This window comes from Gracilimonas sp., from assembly GCF_035704785.1.
Lineage (GTDB): Bacteria > Bacteroidota > Rhodothermia > Balneolales > Balneolaceae > Gracilimonas.
Map to the genome: position 1 here is coordinate 1 of NZ_DASSWP010000032.1, position 14,345 is coordinate 14,345.

Here is a 14,345-nt window from a genome sequence, read left to right on the forward strand (position 1 = left end):
CAGGAAAAGCCAAGCGCTACTATGGTTTCAGAACCTCGCAAAAAAGCACCTATCTATAAATTAACAGGATGATATGGCATCACCGGTACATTTCACTAGTTATCAAATCCTTAAACTCAATTATCACTTTGAGCCTGTTGATGCAGAAGCATCCATTGACGGCAAAGTGCTAAACCCTGAGATGAATATCAGGGTTAATCCGGATAATGAAAATGAGTTTGCTGTAATTCTTGAATCCAGAATAGTTCCTAGTACAGATTCTGAGAAAGAAAAAAATCATTCTATAGAATTAGAAGTCAAGCTGGTTGGCTATTTTGAATTGGAAGAAGGTTTGGAAGATGAGGAGAAAGCACTCCATATCGAAATTAGTGCTCCAAGTATGCTTTACGGAGTTATAAGAACTTGGGTATCTCAAATTTCCGCCCATTCCGGTTTTACTCCCATTATGTTGCCTTCAGTTCAATTTGCTGAGTTTGGAAATAGCACTGAGGATTTAGAAGGAGATAATTCAACCTCTTGAAGCTTGTTGTTTATAATTTTTTTCTGACAATAAACCCAGAAAATCTAAGCGTAAGCTTTTAATTTTTTAAAAGCACCTTTCGCTTTTTTTGTTTTTGTTTTGTGCATTATTTTAGACGAGATTTCAACAATAAAACTTTGAACTAGTCAGGCCCAAATGAAATCCGTAATCACCCTACTGTTTTTTTCTTTTGTAATCATAAGCTGCAACACATCACCGGCTCATAAAGCAGCGCAAAGTATTAATAAAGACTCCCTGCTTCGTCATATTGAAACGCTATCCTCCGATGAGTTCATGGGCCGGGCCACAGGAACTGAAGGGGAGCAAATGTCGGTAGATTACCTGGTTGCAGAATTTAAAGCCATGGGAGCAGAGCCTGCTGCCGGAGATGGAAGTTACGTTCAGGAATTTCCGCTTTTGGGCCAAACAACTTCTGATGCTGAAATGACTGTTTCAACCAATGGTCGCACGCCCTTTGCTTTAGAATATTATAACGAATTCATGGCATGGCCCTCGAACCAGGCAGAACAGGTAGATGTTCAAAATGCTGAATTGGTTTATGTAGGCTATGGAATTCAGGCACCCGAAGAAAATTGGGATGATTTTAAAGATGTAGATGTAGAAGGGAAGATCATCGTATTCAAAAATAATGACCCTGAATTTGACCCCGAACTTTTTGCAGGAAAAACCCGCCTATATTACGGCCGGTACGACTACAAATATAAGAAGGCCAAAGAGTTAGGAGCTGTTGGCGCCATTATCATTCACACTGATGAGACGGCAGGATATGGCTGGAATGTAGTGGCTAACAGCTGGAGCCGGGAACGCTTTTATTTGAAGGGCAATGGAAACGCCTCTGCCTCACAAACAGAATTCAATGGATGGTTAACACTTCAAGCCAGCAGGTTACTTTTTGAAGAAGCCGGCCTGAATTTAGATCAACTTCTTGAAGCTGCCGATAGCCCAGATTTTGAGCCTGTTGAACTTAATGGCGTTCGCATGAATGTTAGCATGGATGCTGATTACCGGGAAATAGAAGCACAAAATGTTATTGCAGAGATCAAGGGTAATGACGAGGAATTAAATGATGAATATTTATTACTTACCGCACACTTTGATCATCTGGGAATTACCTCACCTGTAGAAGGCGATTCCATTAATAATGGTGCCTCTGATAATGCTGCAGGTGTAAGTGCTTTGATCGAAATGATGGAAGCTTATAAAGATATTCAGCCTGTGCTAAAAAGAAGTGTTCTTGCAGTAGTTGTCAGCGCTGAAGAAGTCGGGTTATTAGGTTCCCAATATTGGGCAGAAAACCCAACTGTTGATCCCGGCAAAGTAACCGCAAATATCAACCTTGATGGAATGAATGTGTACGGGGAAACAAGTGATGTTGTGGTCGTGGGTTATGGCCGTACTACGCTTAGCGACTTGCTGGAGGAAGAGGCTGAAAAACAAGGCCGTACTGTAAAACCTGATCCCTACCCCGAACGAGGATATTTTTATCGATCCGACCATTTTAACATGGCAAAAGTTGGGATTCCTGCCATATTCCCCAATCCCGGAACTGAATATATTGGGAAAGATGAAAATTTTCTCGCGCTACGGGATAGTGTGGCTGATGCAAATTACCATGCCGTAAGCGATGAGATCAACGAATTCTGGGATCTGACCGGAGCTGAGATGGATACACGTTTGTTTTTCTTAACCGGCTTTCGCGCCCTTAACGCCGAAGAACTGCAATCCTGGAAATCAGGAGATGAATTTGAAGCTACCCGCTTACGGATGTTGGAAAGGGTTGAGCAATAGCTGACCCGGGACTCATCACTTGTTAGTTTTTGCCAATCTGTCTTAAACATCATTAACATAAACTATTCCTTTACTTTAATATCATATATTAAAGCAGAAAAGAGTATTTCATCCGTTATAGGGCAATGTTTAGGTAACAGGAGATCAAGATGAGTAGAGAGATTAAAAGTGATAACACAAAACAAAAAAAAGCAGAAGAAGATCTGCAGTACAGCGATGGCATGATCTCAAAGCTCTCGGAGCAGGTACCGGGATTCTTTTATTTATATCATTTTATTTCTGAAGGCAAAAGCTATTGCCCTTTTGCCAGCCAGGGGATCAGGGATGTTTGTGAACTTAGTCCCGAAGATGTTGCGGAAACTATTGACCCGATCATAGACAGAATACATAAAGACGATGTAGAGCGGGTAAAAAGATCCATTGCAAAAACATTGAAAACTCTTGAGACCTGGAAAACTGACTTCAGGGTTATCTTGCCAGATAAAGGATTGCGCTGGCTCAGAGGTAAGGCGAGAGCTGAGAAACAGCCTGACGGCTCAGTGATGGGATATGGCTATATAACAGACATTACACAGGAAAAAGAAATATACAGGATTAATGTTCGGCTGAAGCGTCAATTTCAGGCTATATTTGATTCGGTTCCTAACCTTATTTTCGTGAAAGACCTCGAGGGTAAATACCTGATGGCTAACAACGCTGTTGCCGAGTTTTTTGGGTATACACCGGAAAATATGATAGGTAAAAAAGACACTGATTTTGATATTTCAGAAGAAAAAGCAAAAAGATTTTTAGAGGCTGACAAAAAAGTCATAGAAAGCAACGAACCTTTATTTATTCCTGAAGATAAAACCCTGCGTCCGGATGGCTCCGAGGTTTGGCACCAAACCATTAAAGTTCCTTTTCAGCATACTGATTCAAATAACCCGGCCATACTCTCCATTGTAACCGATATAACTCTGCGGAAGAATAAGGAGTCTCAACTTAACAACTCGCTCGACATCATAGGGGAGCAGAATAAGCGATTAATGAATTTCGCTCATATTGTTTCACATAACCTTCGAAATCACGCCGGCAGTATTTCTATGGTATTGGAGGTGTTTACACTGGAAGAATCAGAGGAGAAAAAGGGTGTATTGCTTCAAGAATTACAAAAAGCAGCCAAACGACTTAATGAAACTATTAGTGATTTAAATGAAATAATTGACGAGCAGTATAAAACAATCCATGATGCAAAAGAGGTGAACCTAAATGAGTTTATCATCAGGACAAAGCAGATACTGACTTCGGATATCAAAACTCATAATGCAATATTTAAAGAAAAAATCCCGGAAACCTTACGCTTCAAATACAACCCCGCCTATCTTGAGAGTATTTTACTGAACCTGTTGTCTAATGCCATAAAATATCGGCATCCCGATCGTGATCCTGTTATTAAAGTTCATGCATATGAAAAACGGGATAAAGTCCATTTGGACATCACAGATAATGGGCTTGGAATTGATCTCAAAAAACATGGAGACAAACTTTTTGGGATGTATAGAACCTTCCATCAGAATGAAAATTCAAAAGGTATTGGCCTATTCATTACTAAAAACCAGATAGAAAGCATGGGCGGGTCCATTGAGGTAGAAAGTGAGCCCGACATAGGCACCACATTCAAATTAGTGTTGAACTGATTTTGAATCAAAAGTAGTAGTGGGCACCTTTCTTGCATCTGCAGGACTTAAACAGTCACATATATACAGTGAACATTATAACCCCAAAATGAGTTTTAGTTACTACAATCAAAGAAATTGTACGTATGAAAATTGAAATTTGGTCGGACATTGCCTGTCCGTTTTGTTACATAGGGAAACGGCATCTGGAAAAAGCTCTTCAACAACTTCCTGAAATAGATGCTGAAATTACATGGAAGAGCTTTGAATTAGATCCCAATGCTCCTGTCAATTCAGAACTCGATATTTATGACACGCTCGCAAAAAAATATGGTCGGGATCGCAGGTGGGCAGAACAAATGAATGCCAACATGGTGAATATGGCCTCAAAGGCAGGGCTCAGTTTTGATATGGAAAGCGTGAAACCAACCAATACCTTCAATGCCCATCAGCTTATTCATTTGGCCAAAGAAGAAGGCAAGCAAGATGAAATGAAGGAAGCTTTGCTTTCAGCCTATTTTAGTGAGGGCAAACATGTGGGTAAGCTCGAAACACTATCTGAAATTGCCGGAGAAGTCGGGATTGAACAACAAAAGGCAAGAAATATTCTGGAAAATAATTCCTATTCCAATAAAGTCGTCAAAGATGTGGAAGAAGCACATAGCCTGGGAGTACAAGGCGTTCCTTTCTTTTATATAAATGAGAAGTACGGACTTTCGGGGGCTCAGCCTGTTGAAGTTTTTGTAGAAGTACTTACAGAAATTACACAAAAAAATTCAGCTAAATAATTTGGTTCCTTTTTTTAACTCGTTGCCTTATAAATGATTATGGAATACTTTATGTTTAACAAATCACACCGTTAGACAGAGGTTATCAATTTGCAAATTTTAATCTTCGTTGTTTGTTCAAATTGAGTTTTTAGAATAGATTTAAAACCGCAATTGAAAATAAACCCTTTATTTTATTATGAGACATTTAGTATTAGCTATTTTACTGAGTTCATTTATGATGGCGTGTGGGCCTACAGATACCACTGATGAAGGCGCATTTGTAACTATGCTGGGGAACGATACACTGGCCGTTGAGCAATTTGTAAAAACAGATTCAGCCATAACTTCACGGGTTATTTTAAGAAGCCCCGAAGTTCAGATTTCTACCTACATTTTACATTTTGATGAACAAGGTGGAGTAGAAAGCATGGTTCAAACTGCACATTCACCGGTTAATGGATTTAGCGAAGATGGTGTAACAGTCCGAAGCATTATGAAAGAAGGAGACAGCCTGGGAGTTAGAATTCTCAGAGATGAAGAGTACATTACATACCGTGCCCCTTTTGAAGATAGAGTACTTCCATTTATCGATATGGTGCACTGGCCTTACGAATTGGCTTTTAATAAAGCAGCTGAGGCAGATCAAGATACTATCATTCAGCCATTTCTTTCCGGAAATCGCATTTTAGATTTTACTATCGCTCAGATCGATGAAGATTCAATGACCATACGTCACCCGTTTCGGGGGGTAATGGGAGTTCAGGTTGATAGTGACGGCGATATTGAGCATCTCGATGCCAGTCTTACTACTCGAAAACTTAAAGTTTACCGAACCGATGCTTTAGATATGGACGCGCTTGCTAACAGATTTGGTAACCGGCCTGTTGGAGAACTTTCGGGTGCCGTAAGTGCTAAATTCTCAATTAATGGAACTGATTTCACGGTTGAATTTGGTTCACCCCAAAAACGCGGGCGTGAGTTATTTGGCGGAATTGTGCCTTACGGTGAAGTTTGGAGAACCGGCGCAAACCGTGCCACTCATTTCTCAACATCCAGCGATCTGCGCTTCGGTGACCTTGAAGTACCAGCCGGAGAATACACCTTATTTTCTATCCCTGAAGCAGATGGCGGCACGCTTATCATCAACAACGAAACCGGACAGAACGGTAATTCTTATGATGAATCCCAAGATTTGGGGCGTGTACTAATGGAAGTTTCAACCAAGGATGAAGTAACTGAAGTATTTACCATCACCGTTGATGAAACCGATGAAGGCGGTCGAATTAATTTGATCTGGGGAGATACGATCTATTCCTCTGATTTCGTGATCGAATAATTTTCACTGATCTTATTTCATTTCAGTAACCAACCAGTAGGGGTGTATTGCATACGCCCCTACTGGTTTTTTTGTTTCTTCCAATCCCTGTAATTCATTATGATCGAAAGTAACAAAGCACCAACTCCCAAAACTGCCACTAAGATATCTACCGTAAAAGGGTTCCATGAAAATCCGAAAACCTGATCCAGATAATATTTTAAATAAGAAGCGGGGAGTCCCGTTTCACCGAGTGCTCGTTTAACCTGCCAGTGCCAGTCGGTGAAGGGACAATAACCCAACCCGTAAATAACACCTAATCCCACCCATGAAAAAATGGTAGCAGAGATCACATAGAGATGGAGGCGCCGGGTTTTTTTCCAGATCCACCCGGTGAGATTGAATACGATAAGCGAAAAATGAAATACCACAAAAAAGTAATCTAAAAAAAGTAGCGTGGTTTCATTATCCATGACAGATGCCGAAGCTTATTTCTTTTTATTCATAAATGAATCAACCCGATTTATGTGCTGCTCATCTACCCAAAGTTGGGAGAAAGGCTCAACTTCCGCATCCAATGCTTCTTCTCGGTGAGGTGAAAAGCGCATTGCTCCGGTTTTTAATATTTGAATGAACTTCCGGTCATTTTTAGTCAGCTTCTTTGCCCATGCAAGAGTTTCTGCTTCCGGGGACTTTACTTCTAAAATATGTTCTATAAGACCGTGTACTAACACATCATTTACAGAAGTCACTTCCGACTTTCCCAACCATTCCAAAGCCTTTGCCCGTCCAACTTTTTCAACAAGACGAGTTAACCCGCCCCAACCGGGCACCAGGTAAAAACGGCCCTGGGTAAAACCGAATTTTGCATTGGGAACAGAAACCCGAAAATCGAAGGCCAGCATTAATTCGATTCCCCCACCGTATGCATCTCCGTTAATCTGAGCGATAGTCCAACAGGGAAGTTGCTCAATTCTGCTTAAAAGCCGCTGCATGCGCTTTGCTTTATCTACGGCCTTTTCTTTGGATTTTATGGTGTGAAATTTCTTCAGGTCACCGCCTGAAATAAAGAACTTATCTCCGGCACCGCTTAGAATCAGCACCCGAATACTTTCGTCATTTTCTACTTCCTCCACCAGATCTTCCAGCTGCTCCATCACATCGAAATCCACTGCATTGAGAGCTTTCGGGCGGTTTATTTTAACCCACAAAATATGATCTGATACGTGCTCTTTTAATAAAACCATTGCTGCTTTTTTCTTTTCAAAATAGATAAAATGCAGCACTTCCGTATTGTGAAAAGATGAAGCCAGTTAGTTAAAGCTTGAACGGCTCTTTCGACAATTTTTCCAGCCAATTCAGGTATTCCTCATTTCCTTCATCTTCCGTTATGGTCAATGAAATTATACAAGGCACTTCATAGCTGTGCATGTCTTTTATAAGCCGGGTTACTTTTTGGACTCTTGAATAATGTGTTTTTACAAGAAGCACACATTCCTCATCTTCCTGAATCTCGCCATCCCACATGTATATAGATTGCATGCCATCTAATATATTGACACATGCGGCCAGTTTTTTCTCAACCAAGGCACGACCTATTTTTTGGGCTTCTTTTTTATCGGAAGTGGTAACGTAAAGGAGGCGAAGGTTTTTATACATGGTTTGTCAATATTCATCATTTAAAGATTCAATTTCCAATCAATTTTGGTCTCTTTTTGAGTATTAGTATTAAGATCTGCTTAAGCAGCAGTTTCTGTCTCAATTTGGTTGAATTCAGAAGTTTAAAACCTTATCTTTGCAAGCTCTGAATTTTGCGAGAGTGGCGGAATTGGTAGACGCGCTAGATTTAGGATCTAGTATTTTAACCGATGTGGGGGTTCGAGTCCCCCCTCTCGTACTTCCTTCCTAATAAAAATTGAAATCCTGTTCATTTATTGAATTCACATAATTAAAGCGGAGAACACGTGGATATTTCTGTAGAAGAGCTCACATCTGTAGACAAAGAAGTAACCTTGAAGGCTAAAAGAGAAGATCTTCAAGAGGACTTCGACAAAGCTTACAAAAAATATAAAAGCCAAATTCAGCTTCCGGGATTTCGTCCTGGTAAAGTACCCATGGGTCTTGTGAAGAAGCGATTTGGCAAAGAGATAGAACAAGAAGAGATCAGCAGCATCGTTCAAAAGGTATTCGAGAAAGAAGTAGTGCCTGAATATGAGCCGGTTGGCGAAACTGAGATGCTCGAGTTCAACTGGGAAAACGACGAGCTGGAAGTGAAATTCAAGATCGGTTCCAAGCCTGAAGTTGAAATTTCAGACCTGTCTAAGATCAAAGTGAACAAAATGGTTCACGATGTAACTGATGAAGAGGTTGAGGAAGAGATCGAGCGCACCCTTGAGCGAGAAGGAAACTGGGAAGTTGTAGATGAGCCTGCTTCAAAAGAAACTCAGGTTATTGTAGATGTTGTTTCCAAAAACCATGGTGATGAGGATAAAGATCAAAAGATCGATCTTCGCAAAGATGATGCTGATGATTTTCTGAAAGCCCTGAAAGGCAAAAAAGCAGGGGATGTTGTTGAAATGACCATCCCGCACGGCGATCACGAAGATGAACTTGAGATCACTCTGAAAAAAGTGCAAAAACTTCATGCAGCTGAGCTGAACGAAGAAATCATCAAAGACCAAAGTAACGGAGAGGCCTCGAACAAAGATGAGTTCAAAAGCTATATCAAAAGCCGTATGCAGGAGTATTACGACCAAACGGCTGAAGACTTGTTCAAGAATGATGTTGCAGATGCCCTTGTTGAAGCTCATGACTTTGAAGTACCGGAAACTTTTGTTGCCCAGATTCAGGGTTCTTATGTTGACCAACTGAAACAACAACAGGGCGGTGAATTACCTGATCATTTTGATCCTGAGGAGTATAAAGCACGAATGAAAGACCGTGCTGTTCGTGAAGCCAAGTGGTCATTCATTAGCCAAAAGCTGCAGGAAACGTTTGAAGAGATCGAGATCAAACCAGAAGATATTGACGAACATTTAGGAATGGAAGCCGCAAGATATGGCGTTGCTCCTGACCAATTGAAACAATATTATGCACAACAGCCTCAAATGCTTGAGCAGCTCCGCAGCAGCATTCGCGAGAACAAAGTATTTGATATCCTTCAGGACAAAGTTGCCATCAAAGAACTTGGCAAAGATAAATACCGCGAATTGCAGGATAAGAAAGACAAAAAGAACAAATAACCGATTATTCAGGATACCATGATTACTAAGCAACCTCTTTTTGAAGATCCAAATTTAGACAGCGTTCAACCCATTCAGAGCAATCTGGTTCCGATGGTTGTAGAAACAACCAGTCGCGGGGAACGCGCTTATGATATCTATTCCCGGCTCCTTAAAGACCGGATCATCATCCTTGGGTCTGCTGTAAATGATGCTGTTGCAAGCTCCATCATGGCACAGCTTTTATTTTTAGAATCTGAAGATCCTGAAAAAGACATTCAGTTTTACATCAACAGTCCCGGCGGAGTTGTTTCTGCCGGATTGGCGATCTATGATACCATGCAACACATTAAATGTGATGTTGCAACAACCTGCATGGGAATGGCCGCGAGTATGGGTGCTGTATTATTAACTGCAGGCACAAAGGGCAAAAGAAGCTGCCTTCCTCACTCTCGCGTCATGATCCACCAACCACTTGGAGGCACACAGGGGCAGGCCAGTGATATAGAGATCGAAGCTCGTGAGATCATTCGGGTTAAAAAAGAATTGAGCCAGATCTTAGCTGATCACAGTGATAATACAGTTGAGCAGATCATGGAAGATTCTGACCGTAACAAATGGCTTACTGCTAATGAAGCCAAGGATTACGGTTTGGTAGATAATGTGATACTCAAGAACAATAAGAAGAAAGATTCAAAATAACCGGCATTTTCATTAAATTAAGCTTGTTATGAGCGATAAAGATAAAAACAGCGATATTGTACACTGTTCATTTTGCAGTCGCTCCAGTCTGGAAGTGAACAGCATGGTGGCCGGTCCCGGCGTTTATATTTGTGACCGGTGTGTTGAAGATGCTTCAAGCATTATTGAAAGTGATCTTGCCTCACTTGCTCGTCGTCGGGAAAAAACTTACAAACCGATGCTCAAGCCGGTTGAGATCAAAACCAAGCTGGATGATTATGTGATTGGGCAGGAAATGGCAAAAAAGACCTTGTCTGTAGCCGTTTATAATCACTATAAGCGTATTTCTGCAGAATCAGCTGAGATCGACGATACTCAGATCGAGAAATCGAATATCATGCTATTAGGGCCTACCGGTAGCGGCAAAACTCTTCTAGCCCGCACTCTTGCCCGAATCATCGATGTACCTTTCACTATTGCCGATGCAACTGTGTTGACAGAAGCAGGTTATGTGGGCGAAGATGTTGAAAGTATTTTAAGTAATCTGTTGCAATCCGCTGATTATGATGTTGAGCGTGCAAAACGAGGCATCGTATACATTGATGAGGTGGATAAAGTAGCACGCAAAAGTGACAACCCTTCTATTACCCGTGATGTAAGTGGAGAAGGCGTGCAACAGGCACTCTTGAAGATACTGGAAGGAACAGTCGCTAATATTCCGCCTAAAGGAGGAAGAAAGCATCCCGAGCAAAGCTTTATTCAATTAGATACATCCAATATCCTTTTTATTTGCGGTGGAGCATTCTCAGGGCTTGAGCAGATCATTTCCAAACGACTTTCCACAAGTGTAATGGGATTCCATACCAAAGAGCAGGTTAAATTTGATAAGGATGATCCGGAAATTTTTACTCATGTAGAACCCGAAGATCTTCAGCAATATGGATTGATTCCTGAGCTTATTGGTCGCTTGCCTGTAATTGCAGGGCTTCATGAACTTTCTGATGATGCAATGCTTGACATTTTGACTGCACCTAAGAATGCCCTTGTTAAACAATACACTAAATTGTTTAATATGGAAGATGTTGAGTTAGAAATCGAAAAAGAAGCACTGAAAGCTATCGTTCAGAGAGCTAAAGCCCGTAAAACAGGCGCTCGTGGTTTGCGCTCGATCATGGAGGCAGCTATGCTTGATATTATGTTTACGCTCCCTTCTATGAAGAACATTGCACGCTGTGTGATTACAAAGGAGACTATTGAAAAGCAAGCCCCTCCCGTGTATGAAAAACAAAAAGCATCTGCTTAGACTATAAAAATAGCCTCTCTATTAAATGATCAGAGAGGCTATTGATTTCTTATCCTTTCTATTTTTGGCTAAAAGGATTACCCTCTGCATATGAAACTCTTCGTCCCCTCAAATAAGATCAAGCTGATCCTGGTTTTTTTACTCATATTTTTGGGGATCGGGTCTGTGGTTTATAATCAATACTTGGTTTCAAAGATATTAGAGCAAGAGCGTGCCAGTGTTGAGCTTTGGACAAGAGGAATTGAGTTCAATAGCCAGCCCGTAAATGAACAGGCTACAACCATGCTGCTGAAAGCCATCGATATTCTTAAGGATATTGAGGAAGTGCCAGACAGTGTTATTACTTTGATTGAAGATGCGGATGCTACCCGAAGCTCTAATGATTTTGTAAGTGAAGAGATCATACTTCAAGACCGATTTCGCATCCCAACAATACTAATTGACTCAAGCGATGTAATCCTTCACTCTCGTAATATTGACTCTCTCCGCCTCGAGACTCCTGAAAGTCGGCAAGAACTTGTACGTGAACTGAAAAGCCTGAGCACCCCAATTAATTTTGTATACGGGGATGAAAAAAGACAAATAACTCAATTTGTATACTATGGGGAAAGTCCCACGGTACAGATGTTACGTTACTTCCCTTACATACAGATTTTGTTGCTGGGACTTCTTCTTGGTATCGGCTATACAACCTATAGAAGTATAACCCGGTCTGAGCAATCAAATTTATGGGTAGGCATGGCTAAAGAGGCCGCCCACCAACTGGGAACACCTATTTCAAGCCTTTATGGATGGTTGCAGCTTTTAAAAGATGAATATCGCTATGAAGAAACAGTCGTCAATATTGCCAATGAGATTGAAAGAGATATTAAACGCTTAAGGGGTGTTGCAGAACGTTTTGGCAAAATAGGTTCCGAGCCTGAACTCAAAGCAATGGAAATCGGACCTATTTTAGAACAGGTGATGGTTTATATGGAACGTAGATTACCAAAACTAGGCAAAGATATTGAAATTCGTAAAACCCTGAATGCTCAAGCCAGGGTTAAGGCAAACCCTGAACTCCTGCAGTGGGCTATTGAGAATCTGGTTAAAAATGCTATGGATTCTCTTCGGGGTATTGAGGGCCGGGCGTACATTTCAATTACTTCAAAAGTACAAGAAGGAGAAGTTATCATTGATATAGAAGATTCGGGCACTGGCATTGATATCAAAAACGTAAAAAAGATCTTCAAGCCTGGTTTCAGCACAAAAAAAAGAGGATGGGGGTTAGGCCTCAGCTTGACAAAACGTATAATAGAAGAATATCACAATGGAAGTATTTTTGTTCTGAGATCAGAACTTAATGAAGGGACTACTATGAGGGTTACTCTAAATATTCTTAAAAACGAAGAGAAGATCTATCCTATGTTAGATCAGTCGCCGGTATAGCCTCTTTTTTTTGCGTACTCCAACAACTCTGTCTTAAGCAGGTTTCGCCCACGATGCAGTCTAGAACGAATAGTACCTATGGGTACATCCAGCATGTTTGCTATCTCTTCATAAGTATATCCCTCAACATCACACAACAATACCACTGTCCTAAAATCTTCGGGAAGACGGGTCAATGCATTCGAAAGGTCATCATCCATCATCTCTCTGAACATCAAGTTTTCCAGATCTGAAGTTTCAGTACGCTCGGCTCGAATTGATTCATAGTAAGAAGATACTTCTTCGTAATCTACCTGAGATGGTTTTTTGGAGGTCTTACGGTAATTGTTAATAAATGAATTCTTTAAAATTCTAAACATCCATGCTTTCGCATTCGTACCCCTCTCATAGCTGCTGAAAAAACGATAAGCTTTTACAATGGTATCCTGAACAAGATCTTCCGCATCGTTGGGATCGGTAGTTAACCGAAGGGCAAAATTATATAACGCATCCATATGAGGGATGATCTCTTCATCAAAATCCTTCTGTTTTTTAATTTCATCTCTCGTTAACTGAGACATTTATCCATCCCTGATTTTTTCAATATCACTAATTGTAACTTCTACCTTTCGTAATAATATATTCTAAAAGTATAATAGGTAGAGAATACTTTAATATTAAATAGATTGTATTGATTGACCCATTAATAATTTTCTCTTTATGACAGAAAAGCAATTACCATTATATCATAAATAGCATGAGTCCATGCTGCTACACCAAAACCTCTCCAAACATAAACTCCATTTAGAATTAATCCAAATAAAAAACGATACATAAAAGAACCAAGAGTAAAAGCATCTCCCATAGACCCAACGTAATGCACCGCAGAGAATAATAAGGCTGAAAGCACTACTGCAGCCGTTATACCCGCCCATTTTTTGCCTAAAATTTTTGTAAAAATAAGTATAAACAACGTCACTAATATCACTCTGAAGAATAACTCTTCATAGAGTCCTGCCCCCAGTGACAACGCCAATTTCTGAATTACAGACAAACTGTTGATTGGATCAGAGGCTGCCATATTCAGCATAAATGAAACCAAGTGCTGACTTATAAAAGCCACGACAATTGCGTAAATCGTAGCTTCTAAAATAAGAACTGGAAAATAGATGAATTTAAGCTCACGCAGACGTTCCCGTTCCTTATAAAGAATAAAAAGTCCGATAATTGCCACGAGCAATAGAGAAAAAGAGACTGCATTTACACCAAGATAGGTGAAAAGAGTTTTGATCCATACATCCACACTTATGCGAACAATGGCATCACCGGAGGGCTGGGAAATAATAATTAGAAACTCATACAGCAGAAAAAGTGGTAAGCTTACCAAGAAACTATAGAGAAGGTTATTTGTGTTCTCAAAATATTTCCTGGCGTGATTATTCATTACCCTCTGTATAAATTGTTACTGCAGGTTGTGTTGCTTTATCGAGTTGCAGTATACTGAATGCCCTTTGTGATAGTTTCAAACCGGAACCTGTAATCCGGTCATTTATTCTTACATAGACACCATTCCCTGTTTCAACATTCTCAATAAAAATAATACTTCCAAGTGCGATATTGGAATGTGCAGCTGTTAACGCTTCAGGGTCGTATAATTCTCCATT

General features: G+C 40.5%; 14 protein-coding genes, 1 tRNA gene and 1 pseudogene. 10 read left to right on the forward strand and 6 right to left on the reverse strand.

Annotated elements, in window-relative coordinates:
- Positions 1–73: 73 nt before the first annotated feature.
- The 5 genes from VFM80_RS01955 (at position 74) to VFM80_RS01975 (ending at position 6,090) form a co-directional block, all read left to right on the forward strand.
- Complete coding sequence (locus tag VFM80_RS01955) at positions 74–520, forward strand: protein-export chaperone SecB (RefSeq protein ID WP_395069011.1); 447 nt, start codon at positions 74–76, stop codon at positions 518–520.
- A 156-nt stretch (positions 521–676) separates the two neighbouring features.
- Positions 677–2,329, forward strand: coding sequence for a M28 family peptidase (locus VFM80_RS01960; RefSeq protein WP_395069013.1), 1,653 nt, complete (start codon positions 677–679; stop codon positions 2,327–2,329).
- A 149-nt stretch (positions 2,330–2,478) separates the two neighbouring features.
- Positions 2,479–4,005 carry a sensor histidine kinase gene (locus VFM80_RS01965; RefSeq protein ID WP_395069015.1) on the forward strand — a complete coding sequence of 509 codons (1,527 nt, stop codon included), beginning with the start codon at positions 2,479–2,481 and terminating at the stop codon, positions 4,003–4,005.
- Positions 4,006–4,130: 125 nt separating this feature from the next.
- Positions 4,131–4,772: a DsbA family oxidoreductase gene (locus VFM80_RS01970; protein ID WP_395069017.1), complete on the forward strand. Its 642-nt coding sequence runs from the start codon at positions 4,131–4,133 to the stop codon at positions 4,770–4,772.
- A gap of 178 nt (positions 4,773–4,950) precedes the next feature.
- Positions 4,951–6,090, forward strand: coding sequence for a DUF2911 domain-containing protein (locus tag VFM80_RS01975; RefSeq protein WP_395069018.1), 1,140 nt, complete (start codon positions 4,951–4,953; stop codon positions 6,088–6,090).
- A 59-nt stretch (positions 6,091–6,149) separates the two neighbouring features.
- Here the strand turns inward: VFM80_RS01975 and VFM80_RS01980 are convergent, their stop codons facing one another.
- The 3 genes from VFM80_RS01980 to cutA form a co-directional block, all read right to left on the reverse strand.
- Positions 6,150–6,542: a DUF2784 domain-containing protein gene (locus tag VFM80_RS01980; protein WP_395069020.1), complete on the reverse strand. Its 393-nt coding sequence runs from the start codon at positions 6,540–6,542 to the stop codon at positions 6,150–6,152.
- A 15-nt stretch (positions 6,543–6,557) separates the two neighbouring features.
- The gene (locus VFM80_RS01985) at positions 6,558–7,316 is read right to left on the reverse strand and encodes an enoyl-CoA hydratase/isomerase family protein (protein ID WP_395069022.1); all 759 of its coding nucleotides are present in this window, start codon (positions 7,314–7,316) and stop codon (positions 6,558–6,560) included.
- Positions 7,317–7,386: 70 nt separating this feature from the next.
- The gene (cutA, locus tag VFM80_RS01990; RefSeq protein WP_395069024.1) at positions 7,387–7,728 is read right to left on the reverse strand and encodes a divalent-cation tolerance protein CutA; all 342 of its coding nucleotides are present in this window, start codon (positions 7,726–7,728) and stop codon (positions 7,387–7,389) included.
- Positions 7,729–7,882: 154 nt separating this feature from the next.
- Here cutA and VFM80_RS01995 point away from each other — a divergent pair.
- The 5 genes from VFM80_RS01995 to VFM80_RS02015 all read left to right on the forward strand — a co-directional run bounded on the left by VFM80_RS01995 (position 7,883) and on the right by VFM80_RS02015 (position 12,702).
- Positions 7,883–7,966: transfer RNA gene (locus tag VFM80_RS01995), tRNA-Leu, on the forward strand.
- A gap of 67 nt (positions 7,967–8,033) precedes the next feature.
- The gene (gene tig, locus VFM80_RS02000; RefSeq protein WP_395069026.1) at positions 8,034–9,311 is read left to right on the forward strand and encodes a trigger factor; all 1,278 of its coding nucleotides are present in this window, start codon (positions 8,034–8,036) and stop codon (positions 9,309–9,311) included.
- Between the two features lie 18 nt (positions 9,312–9,329).
- Positions 9,330–9,992 carry an ATP-dependent Clp endopeptidase proteolytic subunit ClpP gene (gene clpP, locus VFM80_RS02005; protein WP_395069028.1) on the forward strand — a complete coding sequence of 221 codons (663 nt, stop codon included), beginning with the start codon at positions 9,330–9,332 and terminating at the stop codon, positions 9,990–9,992.
- 28 nt (positions 9,993–10,020) lie between these two features.
- Positions 10,021–11,274, forward strand: a complete 1,254-nt coding sequence (gene clpX / locus VFM80_RS02010) for an ATP-dependent Clp protease ATP-binding subunit ClpX (protein ID WP_395069030.1) — start codon at positions 10,021–10,023, stop codon at positions 11,272–11,274.
- 90 nt (positions 11,275–11,364) lie between these two features.
- A complete protein-coding gene (locus VFM80_RS02015) occupies positions 11,365–12,702 on the forward strand; it encodes a sensor histidine kinase (RefSeq protein ID WP_395069032.1) in 1,338 nt (445 codons plus the stop codon).
- Here VFM80_RS02015 and VFM80_RS02020 read toward each other — a convergent pair.
- The 3 genes and pseudogenes from VFM80_RS02020 to VFM80_RS02030 form a co-directional block, all read right to left on the reverse strand.
- Positions 12,687–13,262: a sigma-70 family RNA polymerase sigma factor gene (locus tag VFM80_RS02020; protein WP_395069034.1), complete on the reverse strand. Its 576-nt coding sequence runs from the start codon at positions 13,260–13,262 to the stop codon at positions 12,687–12,689. The genes VFM80_RS02015 and VFM80_RS02020 overlap by 16 nt on opposite strands.
- Positions 13,263–13,399: 137 nt before the next feature.
- Positions 13,400–14,125 (reverse strand): CPBP family intramembrane glutamic endopeptidase, encoded by a 726-nt coding sequence (locus VFM80_RS02025; RefSeq protein WP_395069036.1) that lies wholly within the window; start codon positions 14,123–14,125, stop codon positions 13,400–13,402.
- A pseudogene (locus tag VFM80_RS02030) lies at positions 14,118–14,345 on the reverse strand (hypothetical protein); the annotation flags it as partial. The gene VFM80_RS02025 and the pseudogene VFM80_RS02030, both read right to left, overlap by 8 nt.

Coding starts and splice junctions, on each gene's coding strand:
- VFM80_RS01955 (WP_395069011.1), top strand. CDS start 74: ATGGCATCACCGGTACATTTCACTAGTTATCAAATCCTTAAACTCAAT.
- VFM80_RS01960 (WP_395069013.1), top strand. CDS start 677: ATGAAATCCGTAATCACCCTACTGTTTTTTTCTTTTGTAATCATAAGC.
- VFM80_RS01965 (WP_395069015.1), top strand. CDS start 2,479: ATGAGTAGAGAGATTAAAAGTGATAACACAAAACAAAAAAAAGCAGAA.
- VFM80_RS01970 (WP_395069017.1), top strand. CDS start 4,131: ATGAAAATTGAAATTTGGTCGGACATTGCCTGTCCGTTTTGTTACATA.
- VFM80_RS01975 (WP_395069018.1), top strand. CDS start 4,951: ATGAGACATTTAGTATTAGCTATTTTACTGAGTTCATTTATGATGGCG.
- VFM80_RS01980 (WP_395069020.1), bottom strand. CDS start 6,542: ATGGATAATGAAACCACGCTACTTTTTTTAGATTACTTTTTTGTGGTA.
- VFM80_RS01985 (WP_395069022.1), bottom strand. CDS start 7,316: ATGGTTTTATTAAAAGAGCACGTATCAGATCATATTTTGTGGGTTAAA.
- cutA (WP_395069024.1), bottom strand. CDS start 7,728: ATGTATAAAAACCTTCGCCTCCTTTACGTTACCACTTCCGATAAAAAA.
- clpP (WP_395069028.1), top strand. CDS start 9,330: ATGATTACTAAGCAACCTCTTTTTGAAGATCCAAATTTAGACAGCGTT.
- clpX (WP_395069030.1), top strand. CDS start 10,021: ATGAGCGATAAAGATAAAAACAGCGATATTGTACACTGTTCATTTTGC.
- VFM80_RS02015 (WP_395069032.1), top strand. CDS start 11,365: ATGAAACTCTTCGTCCCCTCAAATAAGATCAAGCTGATCCTGGTTTTT.
- VFM80_RS02020 (WP_395069034.1), bottom strand. CDS start 13,262: ATGTCTCAGTTAACGAGAGATGAAATTAAAAAACAGAAGGATTTTGAT.
- VFM80_RS02025 (WP_395069036.1), bottom strand. CDS start 14,125: ATGAATAATCACGCCAGGAAATATTTTGAGAACACAAATAACCTTCTC.